Origin of the sequence: Sorangium sp. So ce185 (assembly GCF_051526825.1) — a bacterium.
Classification (GTDB): Bacteria; Myxococcota_A; Polyangia; order Polyangiales; family Polyangiaceae; genus Sorangium; species Sorangium cellulosum_D.
The window spans coordinates 7,569,341-7,585,855 of the sequence record NZ_CP150316.1 but is presented as its reverse complement, the minus strand read 5'-3'; the positions used below and the strand labels follow the sequence as shown (position 1 = coordinate 7,585,855).

12 protein-coding genes are annotated in these 16,515 nt (G+C 74.2%); 8 read left to right on the top strand and 4 right to left on the bottom strand.

The window, feature by feature from the left end:
• Positions 1 to 25 precede the first annotated feature (25 nt).
• Complete coding sequence (locus WMF26_RS27605; RefSeq protein ID WP_437995098.1) at positions 26 to 3,634, top strand: DEAD/DEAH box helicase; 3,609 nt, start codon at positions 26 to 28, stop codon at positions 3,632 to 3,634.
• 6 nt (positions 3,635 to 3,640) lie between these two features.
• Here the strand turns inward: WMF26_RS27605 and WMF26_RS27600 are convergent, their stop codons facing one another.
• From WMF26_RS27600 to WMF26_RS27590, 3 genes are all read right to left on the bottom strand, one after another.
• A complete protein-coding gene (locus tag WMF26_RS27600) occupies positions 3,641 to 4,231 on the bottom strand; it encodes a Uma2 family endonuclease (protein WP_437995097.1) in 591 nt (196 codons plus the stop codon).
• A gap of 122 nt (positions 4,232 to 4,353) precedes the next feature.
• Entirely contained in the window at positions 4,354 to 4,956 is a 603-nt protein-coding gene (locus WMF26_RS27595) for a carbonic anhydrase (protein ID WP_061629225.1), read from the bottom strand.
• 142 nt (positions 4,957 to 5,098) lie between these two features.
• Positions 5,099 to 6,529 (bottom strand): MATE family efflux transporter, encoded by a 1,431-nt coding sequence (locus WMF26_RS27590; protein ID WP_437949134.1) that lies wholly within the window; start codon positions 6,527 to 6,529, stop codon positions 5,099 to 5,101.
• A 172-nt stretch (positions 6,530 to 6,701) separates the two neighbouring features.
• Between WMF26_RS27590 and WMF26_RS27585 the strand changes: the two genes are divergently transcribed.
• From WMF26_RS27585 to WMF26_RS27575, 3 genes are all read left to right on the top strand, one after another.
• Positions 6,702 to 7,601, top strand: a complete 900-nt coding sequence (locus WMF26_RS27585) for a hypothetical protein (RefSeq protein ID WP_437995096.1) — start codon at positions 6,702 to 6,704, stop codon at positions 7,599 to 7,601.
• A gap of 1,097 nt (positions 7,602 to 8,698) precedes the next feature.
• Positions 8,699 to 9,121, top strand: coding sequence for a hypothetical protein (locus tag WMF26_RS27580; protein WP_437995095.1), 423 nt, complete (start codon positions 8,699 to 8,701; stop codon positions 9,119 to 9,121).
• Positions 9,087 to 9,539: an HNH endonuclease gene (locus WMF26_RS27575; RefSeq protein ID WP_438002452.1), complete on the top strand. Its 453-nt coding sequence runs from the start codon at positions 9,087 to 9,089 to the stop codon at positions 9,537 to 9,539. Before WMF26_RS27580 ends, WMF26_RS27575 begins: the two co-directional genes overlap by 35 nt.
• Before the next feature lie 147 nt (positions 9,540 to 9,686).
• Here the strand turns inward: WMF26_RS27575 and WMF26_RS27570 are convergent, their stop codons facing one another.
• A complete protein-coding gene (locus tag WMF26_RS27570) occupies positions 9,687 to 10,940 on the bottom strand; it encodes an MFS transporter (RefSeq protein WP_437995094.1) in 1,254 nt (417 codons plus the stop codon).
• Positions 10,941 to 11,039: 99 nt separating this feature from the next.
• Here WMF26_RS27570 and WMF26_RS27565 point away from each other — a divergent pair, with 99 nt between their 5' ends.
• Genes WMF26_RS27565 through WMF26_RS27550 form a run of 4 tightly spaced genes read left to right on the top strand, consistent with a single transcriptional unit; the run spans position 11,040 to position 16,490 of the window.
• Positions 11,040 to 11,273, top strand: coding sequence for a hypothetical protein (locus tag WMF26_RS27565; protein ID WP_437604809.1), 234 nt, complete (start codon positions 11,040 to 11,042; stop codon positions 11,271 to 11,273).
• Entirely contained in the window at positions 11,266 to 11,760 is a 495-nt protein-coding gene (locus WMF26_RS27560) for a nucleotidyl transferase AbiEii/AbiGii toxin family protein (protein ID WP_437995093.1), read from the top strand. Before WMF26_RS27565 ends, WMF26_RS27560 begins: the two co-directional genes overlap by 8 nt.
• 57 nt (positions 11,761 to 11,817) lie before the next feature.
• Positions 11,818 to 14,250, top strand: coding sequence for a hypothetical protein (locus tag WMF26_RS27555; protein WP_437995092.1), 2,433 nt, complete (start codon positions 11,818 to 11,820; stop codon positions 14,248 to 14,250).
• Positions 14,251 to 14,297: 47 nt separating this feature from the next.
• On the top strand, positions 14,298 to 16,490 hold the full coding sequence (locus tag WMF26_RS27550; protein ID WP_437995091.1) for a hybrid sensor histidine kinase/response regulator: 2,193 nt from the start codon (positions 14,298 to 14,300) through the stop codon (positions 16,488 to 16,490).
• Positions 16,491 to 16,515 lie beyond the last annotated feature (25 nt).

Genomic DNA, 16,515 nt, shown 5'->3' with positions numbered 1-16,515 from the left:
ACCCATCACGTTGCGCGGCCCGACCATGCCAGGCGACCCCCAGCCCGTCACCCCCGGAGCGCCGGAGGCGCCGTTCGCGACGCGGGCGGCGCTCCTGTCCTGGCTCGCGCGCCACGCCATCGCGCACGTCGCCCGGCTGAACCTCGAGGCGGCGGCCCCGCGCGTCGATCCCGCCCTCTGGCCCGAGCTGCGGATCCTCGGCGCGCGGCGGCGCCTCATCGACCTCGCGAGCGACGACGAGCTCGCGCGCTCGCTCGAGTGGCTGCCGCCCTCGCGCCTCCGCGACGCGCTGCCGCCCGCCGTCCTCGGCTTCCTCGAGGACGAGCGCGCCGCCGCCGCTGCCGCGCGCGCCGCCGTCCCCGCGCTGCTCCAGGCGCCCGACGAGCCGCGGGCCCAGCCGGCGCACGCCCTCCTCTGCGCCCTGCGCGCCCGCGTCCCCGACGCCGTCGCCCCGCGCCCCGCGCGGGCGCTCCGGGCCGCCGCGCTGCGCTTCGACGCGGCGCTGCCCGGCTTCCGGCTCGACGACCCGCTGCCTTACGAATCGCAGCGCGTGGGCGCCGGCTTCGTCCGCCCCGAGGCGCGGCTGACCCTCGCCCCCGGCGCGCCCCGCGCCGAGTGCGGCTGCGGCGCGGCCGACTGCGTGCACGTGCTCGCGGCCATCGACGCGGCGCTGCTCTGGCTCCGCCAGCCCCCGGGCGAGGCATTCTTCCAGGCGCTCGACGAGCTCGGGCGCCCCCCCTGGGAGCGCACCCTGCTGGCGCTCGACCGCGCGTTCGACGAGGGCCCCGGCGCGCGCGCCGGCGTCGAGCTCATCTTTCGGCTCGACGTCGTCGAGGGCGCCGGCGTCGCGGTCGCCCCCTGGATCCACCGCGTGGGCAAGAAGGGCCAGCGCGGCGCCGGCGCCCGGATCGGCAAGAAGCGCCTCCTCCTCGAGCACGGCGCCAAGCTCTCCGCCGACGACGCCCGCATCGCGGCGCTCCTGTCCGACGGCGACGCGTTTGCCTCGCGGGCGCTCCTCGACGCGCTCATCGGCCACCCGCGCCTCGTCCTCGGCGAGGCGCCCGACGTCGCGGTGCGCATCGAGCGCACGCCGGTGGGCCTCGTGGCCGAGGAGCGCCACGGCGCCGTGCGGGTGAGCGCCGGCGTCGAGGGCACCGCGCTGCCCCCTCCGCTGCTCGATCGCGTCCGCCGCGCCCGGCCCGAGGAGGTGCTGTTCCTCTGGGACTGGGACCAGGGCGCGCGCCGGCTCACGCTGCTCGACGTCAAGGCCGAGGTCCGGTCGCTCCTCGACGTGCTCCTGCGCGAGGGCAACGTCTTCCCGCCCGAGAGCCACGCCGCCCTGCTCGCCGCGCTCGCGCGGTGGGCGCAGCGCGTGCCCGTCGCCATGCCGCGCAGCGTGATGGGCGAGTCGGTCCCGCCCGCGCTGTTCCCGGTGCTGCGCCTCACGGCCCAGCCCCGCGGCGCGGTCGAGGTGGAGCTGCGCATCCGGCCGCTCGCCGATGGCCCGGCCCTCGCGCCGGGCGCGGGCGCCCGCGACGTGCACGTGCGGCGCGGGGAGAAGGCGCTGCACGCGGTGCGCGACCTCGCCCAGGAAGAGGGCTTCGCCGCCGCGCTCGCGGCCGAGCTCCCGCTCGCCGGGGCCGAGCCGATCGAGGATCGCCGCTTCCACTACCGCTTCGCCAGCGCGCACGGCGCGCTCGACCTGCTCGCGGCCTGCGCGGCGCGCGAGCCGCCGCCGGAGCTCGAGTGGGTGGGCGCGCCGCTCCGCGCCGTGGCGAGCCGCGGCCCCCAGGCGCTCAAGATCGTCCTCGAGCGGCGGCGCGAGTGGTTCGGCGTCCTCGGCGGCCTGAGCGTCGGGGGCGAGCGCGTGGAGCTCGCGCGGCTGCTCGATGCGGCGCGGCGCGGCGAGCGTTACGTGCAGGTCGAGGCGCAGACCTACGTGGAGCTGGGCGAGGCGCTGCGCGCCCACCTCGAGCGCCTGTCGGACCACGTCCACGAGACCCGGTACGGCCTCGCGGTGGGCCCCTCGGCCGCCGGGGTGCTGTGGGAGCTCGAGCGGGCCGGCGCCGCGCTCGACGGGGACGGCGCCTACCGGCGGCTCGCCGAGCGCGTCGCGGCCGCAGGCGAGCTTTGCCCGGCCGTCCCACCGGCGCTCGGGACCGAGCTCCGCCCGTACCAGGTCGACGGTTACCGCTGGCTCGTGCGGCTCGCGGCCTGGGGGGCCGGGGGCGTGCTCGCCGACGACATGGGCCTCGGCAAGACCGTGCAGGCGCTGGCCGTCCTGCTCGAGCGCGCCGAGCGCGGGCCGGCGCTCGTCCTCGCCCCCACGTCGGTGGCCTTCAACTGGCGGGACGAGGCGCAGCGCTTCGCGCCCTCGCTGCGCCTCACGCTCTACGCGGACGAGGCCGATCGCGACGGCGCGCTCGCGCGGCTCGGCCCGGGCGACGTGCTGGTGCTCAGCTACGGCCTGCTCGTGCGCGACGCCGCGCGCCTCTCGGCCCGGCGCTTCGCCACGGTCGTCTTCGACGAGGCCCAGAGCCTGAAGAACGCGACCACCCTGCGCGCGCGCGCCGCGCGGGCGCTCCAGGCGGACTTCACGATCGCGCTCTCCGGCACGCCGCTCGAGAACCACCTCGGCGAGCTCTGGAGCCTGTTCACGATCGTCTTTCCCGGCCTCCTGGGCAGCTGGGACTCGTTCCGCGATCGTTACGCCGCGCCGATCGAGCGGCACGGCGATCCTGCCGCGGCGCCCGCGCTCGCGCGCGTGCTCGCCCCCTTCCTCCTGCGGCGGACCAAGGCGCAGGTGGAGGCCGAGCTCCCGGCGCGCACCGAGGTGCGCGTGCCGGTCGTCCTCTCGGGCGCCGAGTGGCAGCTGTACGAGGACGCGCGGCTCGCGGCGCTGTCCGATCTCGAGACGCGCCGGTCGGTCCGTCGGGAGCAGCAGCGGCGCGTCGAGGTGCTCGCGGCGCTCACGCGGCTGCGGCTGCTCGCCTCGCACCCGCGGCTCTACGACGAGCGCTCGGCGCTCGCCTCGTCCAAGCTCGCGCGCTTCCTCGAGCTCGTCGAGGAGCTGCGGGCGGAGGGGCAGCGCGCGCTCGTCTTCAGCCAGTTCACCTCGCACCTCGCGCTGGTGCGCGAGGCGCTCGACGCGCGCGGCGTCGCGTACGTCTACCTCGACGGCGAGACGCCGCGGCGGGCGCGGGGCGAGCGGGTGCGCGAGTTCCAGGAGGGGGCGGCGCCGCTCTTCCTGATCTCGCTCAAGGCGGGCGGGTTCGGCATCAACCTCACGGCGGCCACCAACGTGATCCACCTCGACCCCTGGTGGAACCCCGCGGTCGAGGATCAGGCCTCGGATCGCGCGCACCGGCTGGGCCAGCGCCGGCCGGTCACCATCTACCGCCTGGTGGCGCTCGGGACGATCGAGGAGCAGATGCTGTCGCTGCACGAGCAGAAGCGCTCGCTCGCGGCCCAGGTCCTCGGCGGCAAGGACGCCGCGGGCAAGCTCTCGACGCAGGAGCTCCTGGGGCTGCTCTCGGCGCGGCTCCCGGGGCTGGACGGCGGCGAGGGCGGCGAGGGGGAGGGCGCCGTCGCGCTCGACGGGGATCCCCGCGCCGGGGCGCCGGCGTCCGTCTGAGGGGCGCTACGTCGCCCAGAGCACGGCGAGCTCCAGCTCGATCGCCTCGAACGGCGCGGCGCGGACGCGCGCGGCGTCGCGGTGGGTGGCGATCGGGACCCAGCCTCCGCCCGGGCCGAGCGAGAAGACCTCCAGGGTCCGCTGGATGGGATCGACAAGCCACGCGTGCAGCACGCCTTCGCGCGCGTAGAGGGGCATCTTCTCCTTGCGATCGTGCTGCTCTGTCGAGGGGCTCAGGACCTCGCAGATCCAGTCCGGAGCGAGCGAGAAGTAGGGGGTGATGGGGAGCTCGGGCATGCGCTCGCGGCGCCAGCCGGCGATGTCCGGCACGACCGCCTCCACGTCGCCCGGCGATTCCGGATCGGGGAAGTGCAGCTCGGGCTCATCGAGGATCCACCAGCCACCTGGTCCGCCGCGGCCGCGCTGGAACGCGCCCACGAGCTCTCCACCCAGGACCGAGCTCGCGTTCGCATGCCGCGGCGCCGGCCGCGGGAAGACGTGCAGCACGCCGCGGATGAGCTCTGCCACCTTGTTCGGCGGCGTGGTTTCGAGGTCGGCGTACGTGGCGCGGCGGGGCTTCTCGGCGGGCTGGCCCATGGCCCCAGCCTGCCTGCGGGCGCGCGGTCAGGCAAGCCGTGCCCGACGGGGCACCGCCTCGCCGGAGCGCCGGCCCTTGCGAACGGACGCGGAGGGCGCGCGTCCCCCCGCGCCTCGTCACCTCACCGGAGCGAGATCTGGTGCGCGAACTGCGACTCTTCGAACGAGTAGCCCCAGAGGGACGCGTCGCGCTCGTCGTAGAGCCACGCGTGCACGCGCGGCCCGTCGCCCCGCGACAGGGGCGGATAGGTGAGCAGGTGATCCAGCTGCGTCAGCACGTTCTCCTGCGCCATCACCTCGCGGAGCGACTCCCTGTCGAGCCCGCCGTAGTTGTGCCGCACGAGGTCCATCGTCGCCCGCGCCGCGGGCACCTGCGCCATGAGCCCGAAGGCCCCTCGGTCGCGCTCCTCGTCGAGGAGCACCTCGAGCGCCGCGCACTGGACGTGGCCGCAGATCACGACGTCGTGCGTCTCCCGCATGGAGAGCGAGAGCAGGAGCGGCGCGTTCTCGCTCGCGACCTTGTCGCTCCAGGGCGCCACGAGGTGCGCCGGCGACCGCACCTGCGCGCACGACACTCCGCGAGCCGAGAGCCCCATCCGCTCGAGGGGGAGCGCCGCGTCGAAGCACGAGACCAGCAGCGTGCGGCCGGGATCCAGCGTGGCGGGGATGCGCCGTCGCCGTCGCGAGGCCGGGCCCTCGAGGGAAGTGTCGTACGAGCGCTGCATCGGTTCTCCTCGCGGACCGGAGCGGTCCTCCGGCATGGGTCGGAACGAGCGCGCCTCCGGTTCCCGATCACCGCGCGCCGCCGGCCTGCGCCGGCGGCGGGCCCAGCGCGTCACCGGGCGAACGGGCTGCGCAGCCGGCGGCTCACGCCTCGCCGGCCTCGTTCGCGAACGCCTTCGCGGGGTCGGCTTGCCTCGCCGCGTCCGCCGGGGGGGCGGGGTGGACGACGACCCGCTTCCAGCGCCCCGAGGCGTAGTAGGCCAGGCTCGCGGCGAGCGACACGACGAAGCTCACCGCGATGGCGTACCAGACCCCCTTCACGCTGCGCATCTCGCGGGAGAGGAAGTACGCGAGCGGGGCGCGGACCACCCAGAGGCCGAGCAGCGAGATCGCGGTCGTGACCAGGGTGGCGCCGGCGCCGTTGATGATGCCGTTGCTCACGAAGGAGAGGCCGAAGAGCACGTACGACGCGCCCACGATGTGCAGGTACGAGACGCCGAGATCGATGACGACCGGATCGGCGATGAACACCCGGAGGAGCGCCTCGGGGAAGACGATGGCCGCCGCCGAGCACGCGAGCGTGATCGCGGCGCTGAAGGCGCAGCCCCACAGGAAGATCTCGCGCACGCGCCCGTGGTGCCCCGCGCCGAGGTTCTGCCCGGCGAGCGTCGATATCGCCATTCCCATGTTGATCGCGGGCAGGAACGCGATCTGGTCGATGCGCGAGGCCGCGCCGAACGCCGCGGTCGCGACCTCTCCGAACCCGTTCACGATCCCCGTCACCACCACCATGCCGAGCGACACCACCGACTGCTGCACGGCCGCCGGCACGCCGATGCGGAGCGTCCGCCGGATCGTCGGGCCGAGCTGGCCGAAGCGGGGCCACCTCGGCGAGATCGGGGACCTCTTCACGTGCAGATATGCGTTGAGCGCGACGAGCGCGAGGACCTGAGAGACGATCGTGGCCCAGGCCGTCCCGTTCAGGCCGAGCGCCGGCAGCCCCAGCTTCCCGAAGATGAGGAGAGGATCGAGCACCGTCGTGAGCAGGACGGAGCCGAGCTGAAAATAGAGGGGAGTCTTCGAGTCCCCCGTCCCCTGCAGCATGCTCCGCAGCGCGAACATGCCGAAGCTGAACGGCAGCGAGAGCAGGTAGACGCGGAGGTAGTGCGCGGCCGGCTCGAGCACCTCGGCCGGCGTGTCCATCGCGCGGAGGATCGCGGGCGTGAAGATCTCGCCGATGACGGTCAAGAGGACGCCGAGGCCGTAGATGAGCACGGTGGAGCCGTCCACCACGCGCTTCAGCTCGTCGAACCGCCTGGCGCCGAAGCTCTGCGACACGAGGATGTTCGTGGCCAGGGTCATCCCCATCCCGACGCCGAAGATCGTGAAGACGACGGGGAAGCTCACGGTGACGGCCGCGAGGGCGACGGTGCCCAGGTACTGGCCGACCCAGATGGCGTTGATGAAGCTGTAGGTCGTCTGGAGGAAGCCCCCGAGGAGCATCGGGAGCGAGAACGTCACGATGTGTCTGGGGATGCTGCCGGTCGTCAGATCGGTGCCGAACGTCGGTTTCATCGGGCTCCTCGCCCGCGGGCGGGCGGAAAGAGGGATCGTGGGAGGGTCGGGCGCGGCGTAACGTAGCGGACGCGCGGCGACAGTCCACGCCCGCTGGCGCGCGGCTTGCAGTCCGCGCCGGCCGCTGAGCGCTTCGGTCCTTCCCCGGTTGCGCCAGCGAGAGGAGAACGACATGCCGAAAGCGAAGTCCGCCAGCGCCCCCAAGCAGCCGGGGGCGCGGGGCGCGGCCTCGGAGCCGTCCGAGGCGTCCTTGCCGCTGGTGCTCACCGCGGCCGAGCAAGATCTCCTGGGCCGCGCTCTCAGGCTCCTGGTCAACGTGCAGGCCGCGCCGTTCGTGGAGCGGGCCCGTCGCGAGGGCTATACGGCCGAGGAGCACCGCGAGGGGTGGCGGCTGCTCAAGCTCGCCTCGGGCGAGCAGCGCCCGCTGGAGCACCTGTTCGTGGAGGCCTCGAGCGGCGGGGTGGTGGAGGGGGCGGAGCGGATGCGGCTGCTCCAGGAGGTCGATACCTTCGAGAACACGTGGTTTCCGCGCGCGCGGGCGATCATCCGCCGCGTGGTGCCGCGCGAGCGGCGCGCCGGGTTCGAGGCCGCGTTCTTCAAGAACCTGGAGCAGCAGCCGCTCGGGCCGGCGGTGATCATGTCGGTCGGGACGTTCCTGCGCCGGGTGGAGGGGCTCGCCAGGAACAGCGACGGCGACGCGAAGAAGGTCCACAAGACGCTCACGGCGCGCGGGCTGACGGAGGCGAGGATGCAGCAGGTGCGCGACCAGCTCGCGCGGCTGGAGGCCGGCGCCGGCGCGCAGGGGCAGCCGCCCCGGGTGCCGGCGGCGGAGCTGGAGCGGGCCCGGAAGGAGCAGCGGGAGGCGCTCGAGGGCCTGCGCGACTGGTTCAACGACTGGGCGACGACGCTCCGGCAGGTCTTCTCGGTCAAGGCGCAGATCCAGCTCGGCCTCACGGTGATGAAGCGCGCGGCGGCCGCCGCCGGGGAGGTGGTCGAGGAGGAGCCGCCGCTCGACGGGGACGACGACGGCGCGGAGGGCGAGGTCGCGGGCGCGGAGCCGCTGCTCGGCTGACGCGGCGCCGGGCGCCGCCGTGCCCGCCAGGCGCCGGGGAGGGCGGCGGGAAGGCGCGGCGCCAGCGGAAAGCCGGTCCGGGGAGCCGGAGAAGGGGGTCTCGAGAGGGGCCGAGGGGGGTCTCGAGAACGGCCGAGGGGGTCTCGAGAACGGCCGAGGGGGGTCTCGAGAACGGCCGAGGGGGTCTCGAGATGTGCACAGACCTCGCTCCGCGCTCTCCGGACCGGCTGCGGCGGTGTCCATACCCGCCGCGCCGGTCTCCAGACCGGCACCGACGCTCTTCAAGCGCGTCCTGGAAGCGATCGCTGTCCAGGGCGCGATCGCTCGCCTCCTCGGGGCGGGACCGAGCCGTCCGCTCTACCCGAGGCGGTCGGAGCATGTGGCCACGAGCCCTTGCGAGGTGGCTCGGGATACCGCTCCGGCAGCGCAGGATCCCCTGATCGGGTGCACAGATACTCTGCGGACCACGGGAGCCCTCGCGGCGCCAGTTGCAGAGGGGCTCCGCAACCGGTTGCTCCCTTCCGCAATGGTTTGCGTGATTGAACAAGGGTTCGCAGTCCCGGGATCCCTGCCGCACGTCCCGACGGCACGGGCGCAGGGCCGCGCCATGGGTCGCATCGCGAGAATGATCCACCTCGGCCGCCCCAGCACGGGGCCCCGCGTCCGGTCGGAAGACGCGGTGTGACGGGGGACCACGAGGAGAGTTTAAAGTCCCAAGGCGCCGAGGACACCAAGAACACCAAGAGACAGAAGACGCACGTCTCTCTCTTCTATGAACGTCCTTGGTGTCTTATTTTATTCGTCTGAGTCGTTGTGCCCGACAGGGCTGGGCTCCGCCTCGGACTATACACATTGCGACGGCCATCGCCTGATGCGGGGATACTTGTTGCAGTTCTTCCATGTCGACCAGCGATCCCCGCCAGCACACCCGGACGGCCTCATGCGCGCTCAGAAATAACTCTCGAACGCGTCAGGGCGCCCAGAGCTCGACGTGGCGATGACGGGCGCACCCGTTCGGTTGCGAGGGATGACGCTTGCGCCGAGCGCGCTGGCCTAGCGACGCTTGCCTCCCGATGTGGCACGGCGTAGGGTAAACCATGGCCGTTCAAGCAGTGACCGTGAACCTGCCGGAGCCTCTTTACGAGCGGCTGGCGCGACGCGCGAGCAGGATGCATCGGACCGTCGAGGCTGAGCTCGTCGAGGCGGTGGCGGCGTTGCTCCCGGACGAGCCCGAAGAGCTGCCGGCCGACATGGCCGAGTCGATCGCCGCGCTGCACCTCCTGGACGACGAGGCCTTATGGCGAGCCGCGAGGACCTCCCTGGCCGCCCAGAAGGCTGCCGACCTCGAGGCCCTCCACATCAAGCGCCAGGGAGAAGGGCTCTCTGCATCGGAGTCCGATGCGCTGGCGATGCTCGTGAAGGAGTATACGCGGATCATGCTGGTTCGCTCCCGAGCGGCTGCGCTGCTCACGCAGCGTGGGCACGATGTCTCCGTGCTGCTCCAGAAGCATGAGCCGTAGTCACATCTCCAAGGCGCTGCGGGAGCAAGTCGCCCGAGAGGCGCGCCATCGGTGCGGTTTCTGCCTCACGTCGTCGAGCATCATCGGCTCGCCGATGGAGATCGATCACATCATCCCGGCGTCGCTGGGAGGCCTCACGGAGAGAGAGAACCTCTGGCTCGCGTGTTCCCTCTGTAACGAGCACAAGGGCAACCGGATCGCGGCCTCCGACCCTCACACCGGAGAGACCGTGCGCATCTTCGATCCACGCCGACAGGCATGGCCGGATCATTTCTCGTGGAGCGCGGCGGGAGACCAGATCATCGGCAAGACCCCCACTGGCAGGGCCACCGTCGTTGCCGTTCGCTTGAACCGCGCCGAGCTCGTGGAAGCCCGGCGGGGCTGGGTGATCGCCGGCTGGCATCCACCCAAGGATTGACCCAGAAGCATCGATGTTCCCGCGCTCGCCGCGCAAGCCGGCGGCCAGGCGCCCTCAGGCGCACCGGGCTGCGCGCCCCGGACCTTTTCCCGACCTTGCTCGAACAACGCGGCTCGCCGCGGGGCGCGCCCGCGCACAGAGGCCCTCTCAGGCCGCCCGCAGCCGCCACACCGCGGGCCGCAGCAGCAGCAGCAGCGGCGCGGCGAGGCCCGCGACGACGCCGCACCACACCGCCGACTCGACGCCGATCCGACCCGCGAGCCAGCCGGCCGCGAGCGTGCCCGCCGGCAAGAGCGCGCCGGTGAGCACGTGGAGCGTGGCGTTGACCCGGCCGAGCACGTGGAGCGGCAGCATCGATTGCCGGGCGCTCACCGCGTGGATCATGAACGCCACGAGGAAAGCGTCCCCGAGGAGCTGGTGCAGCACGAGGGCAGGGACCGCGAGCCGCCCGAGGTGCGCGGCGAGCGGGATGAGCACGGCGCCGGCCTGACCCACCGCGAGGCTGAGGATCATCGCCGGCCCAGGGCCGAGGCGGCGGCCCAGCCACCCCGCGACGACGCTGCCGCCCAGCGCGCCGACGCCGCCCGCGCTGATGATCAGCCCGACCGCGGCGGGATCCAGCCGCAGGCCCTCCAGGAGATAGAGCATGTACAGCGCGGAGAAGACCCCGCCGCTGAAGAGCGCCTGCGCGCCCATGGCCAGGAACGTCGCGCCGACCACGGGGTGGCCGAGGCCGTGCCGCAACCCCACCCGGAGATCCTCGAGCAGCGAGGCGCCCCCCTCGGCCGCGTCGCCCGCAGGCGCGGCCGGCGCCTCGACCGCCCGGATGCGCCCGAGCAGCGCCGCCGACCCGAGATACGAGAGCGCGTCCGCCACCATCGTCACCGGCGCGGTGAGCACCTGGATCAGGATGCCCGCGGCGCCAGGGCCGGCGATCTCCGCGGCGGCCTCGGTCCCCTCCAGCCGGGCGTTCGCCTCGACAAGGCGATCCTGCCCGACCAGCGCCGGCAAGTACGCGTTGTCGGCGATCTGGAACAGGGAGGTGGCCACGCCGACGAGCGCGGCCACCGCGGAGAGATGGACGAGGGTCAGCGCGCCGGCCCAGGCCGCGATCGGCACCGAGAGGATCAGCGCGGCGCGCGCGAGATCCGCGCCGATGAGCAGCGGCCGCTTGCGCGAGCGGTCGACGAGCCCGCCCGCGAAGAGCCCCACGAGCACGCCCGGGGCGGTCGACATCGCCGAGAGCGCCGCGACGCCGGCCGCGTCGGCGCCGAGGCTCACGATGGCGATCACCGGCAGCGCCGTCCGGCTCACGCGGCTGCCCAGCGCGCTCACCGCCTGTGCGGCCCAGAGGCGCAGGAAATCGGGGTGGCGGGAGAGGCCGGCGGGGGGAGGGGACATGGCGCGGGAGCGCGAGTAGAGCAGAAAAGAAGGAGGGACGGAGCGCCGCGACGGCCTGGGACCATCCGGCTGGCCCGAGAGGCGTGCTACACGAGGGCGATGGACCGCGACGAGCGTACTGGTGAAGTCTTTCTCCGCGTCGTGGGTCGGCGCACCGCGCCGCCGCTCGGCGAGCCCCCGCCGCTCGAATCGCGCGACGCCCTCGCCACCATGGCGCGCTATCGAACACGGGCCCCCAAGGGGATCTTCGTCTACCGCAGCCACGCCGAGATGGAGGCCGACAGGCTGCGCTGGACCGTCGATGCCATGATCGAGCGCGCGCGCCGTGGCTGAATATACGCGCCCGGCCACGTGGGACGACGTCAAGCTGCTTGCCCGCTACCTCGATGAAGCAGGCGTACGCTGGGCGCTGATCGGTGGCTATGCGATCGCCGCGCACGGGTTCGTCAGGTTCTCCGAAGACGTCGACATCCTCGTCGACCCGTCCACCGAGAACGCGAAGCGCTGGATCGCGGCGCTTGCCCGGCTCCCCGACGGAGCAACGCGCGAGCTCGTCGGCGAGGAGGATGTCTTTGAACGCGAAGGTCCGTACGCCATCCGGGTCAACGATGAGTTCACCATCGACGTGATGCCTTCGGCCTGCGGCCACGGATGGGCCGAGCTGGAGCCTTACGTGGAGGAGCGCTTCATCGACGGTGTCAAGCTACGGGTCCTCGGGCTCGAAGGGTTGCTGAAGACCAAAGAAGGCATGCGCGACAAGGACCGCGCCGACGCCGCGGTGCTGCGCGCGGCCCTGGACGCTCTCCGCAGCGCGAAATGAGGGTCGCCTCTGCGGGCAGGCGCGACTACGAAAGCAGCCCTGGAGCCACCCGCGCCCATGCCCCCGCTGCTGCGTTCACCAGCCACCAGGCTCGCCGCAGCGCTCGTCGCGATCGCGATGGCGCTCGTCGGCCTCCTGCCCCTCTTCGACGGCCCCGGCTACGAGAGCGCGCTCGCCGCAGGCCTGCTCGTGCCGAGCGCCGCCGCGATCGCGACCGCCCTCGACGTCGCCGCCCACCGGCCCCTGCCGCTCGACGCCTTCCGCCGCGGCGTCGCGAACGGCGCCCTGCTCGCGGTCGTCGCGTACGCCACCACCCTGGCGCACGGCCTCCGCGCAGGCTTCTGCGACGTGCTCGGCGGCTCCGCGCACTTCGCCCTCGGGCCCGGCCTCGGCGCGGCCCTCGGCGGCGCCTGGGGCGCGGTCGCGGGCGAGCTCGCCGCCGGCATCCGGCGCGACGACGCCGCGCCCCTGCCGCCCGCGCCCCCCGCGTGGCGGCGCCGGCTCCCCGCGTGGCGGCGCCGGCTCGTCGCCGTCCTCGCCGCGCTCGCCGCCCCGCTCGCCTCGATCGGCGTGAGCGCCGTCCGCTTCTACTCGAGCCCGATCGTCTTCGCCTACGACCCCTTCGTCGGCTTCTTCAGCGGCACCCTCTACGACACCGTCGTCGATGCCTCCGGGCTGCTCACCTACCGCGCCGGGACGCTCGCCACCCTGGTCGCCGCGTCCGCGCTCGCCCACCACCTCGTCCACGACGCGGGCGGCCGGCTGTCGTTCCAGCTGCAAGGCCGCCCCGGGCTGCTCCTGCTCGGCGCGGCGTGCGCCGCCCTCAGCGCCGCGAACCTCCTCGAAGGCGCGCGCCTCGGCCACTTCCAGACCTCCGAGACCATCGCGGCCGAGCTCGGCGCGCTCTCGCAGGGCGAGCGCTGCGAGGTCGTCTACCCGCGCGGCATGCGCGAGGCCGACGTCCAGCGCTTCGTGCGCGAGTGCGACGCCCACATCGCGGCCGGCGAGCGCTGGCTCGGCGCGCCCGCCGAGCACGGCGGCGCGCCGCTCCGCGTCCGCGCCTACCTGTTCGAGAGCGCGGCGCAGAAGGGCGCGCTCATGGGCGCGTCGCGCACCTACGTGGCGAAGCCGTGGCGCCGCGAGGTGTACCTGCAGGCCGCCGGCTACCCGCACCCGACCCTCGGGCACGAGATCATGCACGTGCTCGCCGGCGCCTTCGCCCGCGGCCCGTTCGAGATCGCCGGGCGGCTCGGCGGCTGGCTCCCCGACCCGGGCCTCATCGAGGGGATCGCCGTCGCCGGCTCGCCCAGGGAGGGCGAGGACCTGAGCCCGCGCGAGTGGGCCAAGGCCATGAAAGATCTCGGGATCCTGCCGCCGCTGGCGCGCCTCTTCGCGCTCGGGTTCCTCGCCGAGAACTCGTCGACCGCCTACACCGTGAGCGGCGCCTTCGTCGGCCACGTGCGGGCGACGTACGGGCCCGCCGCGGTCCGCGCCTGGTACGGCGGCAAGCCGCTGCCCGAGCTCACCGGCGCCTCGTGGGCCGAGATGGAGCGCGCGTGGCACGCCGAGCTCGACGCGCTGTCGCTCCCGGACGCGGCCAGGGCGCAGGCGAAGGCCCGCTTCGATCGGCCCGCCGTGTTCGAGCGGCGCTGCCCGCACGTGGTCGACGCGTGCGCGCAGAAGGCGGAGCAGCTGCGCGCGCGCGGCGACAACGAGGGCGCCATCGCCGAGTACCGGCGCGTCCTCGCGCTCGACCAGAGCCCCGCGACGCGCGTCGCCGTCGCCGAGACGCGGCTCGCGAGCGACGCGCCCGGCAGCCGGGCCGAGGGGGTGCGCGAGCTGGAGGTCATCGCCGGGGACGCGTCGGTGCCGCGCCACCTGCGCGACCGCGCGGCGGAGCGGCTCGGCGACGTGGCGCTCTCGGCCGGCGACCGCGAGCGCGCGGTCGCGTGGTACCAGGAGGTCGCCGGCCGCCTCGTCGACGAGGACCGGCTGCGGACGCTCGACGTCAAGATCGCCGCCGCCCACGACGAGCGGGCCCGCGCGGCCGTGGTCGAGCTCCTGGTCGGGACCCGCGGCGGCGCGCCGGACCGGTTCCGGGCGGCCGAGCTGCTCGGCGCCTGGGCCGCGCAGGCGCCCGGCGACGGCCTGCCGAGCTACCTCCTCGGCCGCCAGTACCTGAACGACGGCCGCTTCGACGAGGCGGCCGATCGCCTGGACCGGGCGCTCGGGGCCCACCTGCCCCTCCAGCGGGTCTGGATCGAGGCCGAGCGGCTGCGCCTCGTGGCGGCGTGCGGCGTCGGCGACGCCGAGACCGCGCGCCGGATGTTCGCCCTGTACGCCGCCCACGAGGGGGCGGCCGGCGCCGGGCCCGCCGTGAGCCAGGAGCGCCGGGACGCCGCCCTCCGGCTGCTCGAGCGGTGCGACCGCGCCGCGCCCCGGCCCGCGGCCCCGGCGACCCCATCCGACAGGCCGGACGGACAAAAGTGAAGAATGACTCTCGTCCCCGCGCGCCGACGTGGTGAGATGTCGTGGCGATGCACGATGCGCCTGCGAGCGAGAGGTACCGCCGCCTCGTCGCGCTGAACGCTGTCCTCACCGTCGTGGCCCGCCACTCGAACCTCCTCCTGCCGAGGCCGTTCGAGGAGCTCGCCGACGCCGTCGGCCGGTTCGCCGCGTTCCAGCTCTTCGCGGTGCTGTTCCCGGAGCCCGAGGGCGCGCTCCGCGCGCACGCGGTCATCCGCGCCGACACGCTCGCCGCCGCGCCGTTCGGCGCGCTGCTCCCCGCGCCGGCGGCGCTCTTCCGGCGGGTGTTCGGCGAGGGCAAGGCGTTCTCCTGCGACGACACCCGCGCGGGGGACGCGCTCGACGGGCTGGGGCCGACCGAGGGGTGCCTCGCGTACGTCGCCTTCCCGGTGCGGGCCGCGCCGCCCGGCGCCGAGGGCGCGCCGCGCGCCAGCAGCTCCGTCGGCGGCGGCCCCGTGGTGGCGGCGCTCGTGCTCGGCTACGCGGACGCCGCGGCGGCGGCCGCCGCGCCGGCAGAGCTCCTGGAAGAGCTCGCCGGCGCGCTCGGCGCCGGCCTGGATCGCTCGCTGCGCGTCGTCGCCGGCGAGCGCGAGGCCGCCGAGCGGCTGCTCAGGATCCGCGAGCTCGAGGAGCAGCACCGGAACCTCCTCGACAACGCGCCGCTCATCATCTTCCGGCTCGATCCCGAGACCGGCGAGCTCTCGTTCCTGAACCGCCACGCCGAGCGGCTCCTCGGGGTGCCGGTGGCCGAGGCGCTGAGGACGCCGGGCTTCCTCGGCGAGGCCCACGCCGACCCGGAGGGCGTGATGTGCTTCGAGGACGCGGTGGCGCGGGCCAAGCTCGGCGCCCCCTCGTCGTCCTACGAGGCGCGCCTCAGGCGGCGGGGCGGCGACGCGATCACCGCGCGCGGCACGGTGTACCCGCTGGTCTCGGATCGCGGCCGCGTGGTGGCGATCGAGGGCGTGCTCGCGGACGTGAGCACCGAGCACGCGGCGCGCACCCGGCTCATCCAGGTCGATCGCCTGTCGACGCTCGGCACGCTGGCGGCCGGCGTGGCGCACGAGATCAACAACCCCGCGGCGTTCATCCTGCTCGGCCTGGACATGCTCGACCGCCTGCTGCGCGGCCCGAACGTGCGCATGGAGGGCGCGGCCGCCTCGAGCGCGTCGGAGCTCTTGCGGGAGCTGCGCGACTCGATCAAGCGCATCGTCGACATCGTCCGCGACCTCAAGCTGTTCGCGAGCCCGCCGCAGCCCGACGGGTCGCGGCGCACGCTGACGGACGCGAACCGGACCGTGGAGTCGGCGCTGAGCCTGACGCGCGGCCAGATCATCGAGCGGGCGCAGATCGTGAAGAACCTGTCGGAGGTGCCGCCGATCCTGATGGAGGACGGCCGGCTCGGGCAGGTCATCGTGAACCTGCTCGTCAACGCGGCCCAGGCGATCCCGAAGCCGAGCTCGAAGACCGAGGCGCGCGATCAGACGGTGACGGTCGAGACGCGGAGCGACGGGGACACGGTCGAGATCGTGGTGACCGACACCGGCGGCGGCATCGCGGAGGAGAACCTGCCGCGCATCTGGACGCCGTTCTTCACGACCAAGGGGCCCGAGGTCGGCACGGGGCTCGGCCTGTCGATCAGCCGCGAGATCATCGAGCGCGCCGGCGGGCAGATCACGGCGGAGAGCCCGGTGCCCGGGAGCGACCCGGCGGGCGGGGCGCGCTTCGTCATCTCGCTGCCGGCGGCGGGGCGCGCGGAGGAGGCGACGCCGAGCGTCGCGCCGGTGCCGCGGCTCGTGTCGAAGCGGGCGCGGGTGCTGGTGGTCGAGGACGAGGCGTCGCTGGCGCGCGCGCTGTCCGAGCAGCTCGGCCGGGTGCACCAGGTGGCGCTCGCGCCGAGCGCGGACGCGGCGATGGGGATGCTCGCCGGCGGCCAGCGGTTCGACGTGGTGCTCTGCGATCTGCGGATGCCCGGCATGTCGGGCGACGTCTTCTACACGCGGATCCGCGAGAGCGATCCGGCGCTCGCGCAGGGGTTCATCTTCATGACCGGCGTGGGCTTCGGCGCCGACGTGGAGCGGTTCCTCGCCTCGTCGGGCCGGCCGCTCCTGGAGAAGCCGTTCTCCGCCGAGGACGCGCTGAGCGCGATCGCCGAGGTCGTCACGGCGAACCGGGCCGAGGAGCGGGAGAGCACGAGGTCGCGGTGACGCGCGCAATCCGCCGAGGCGCAGC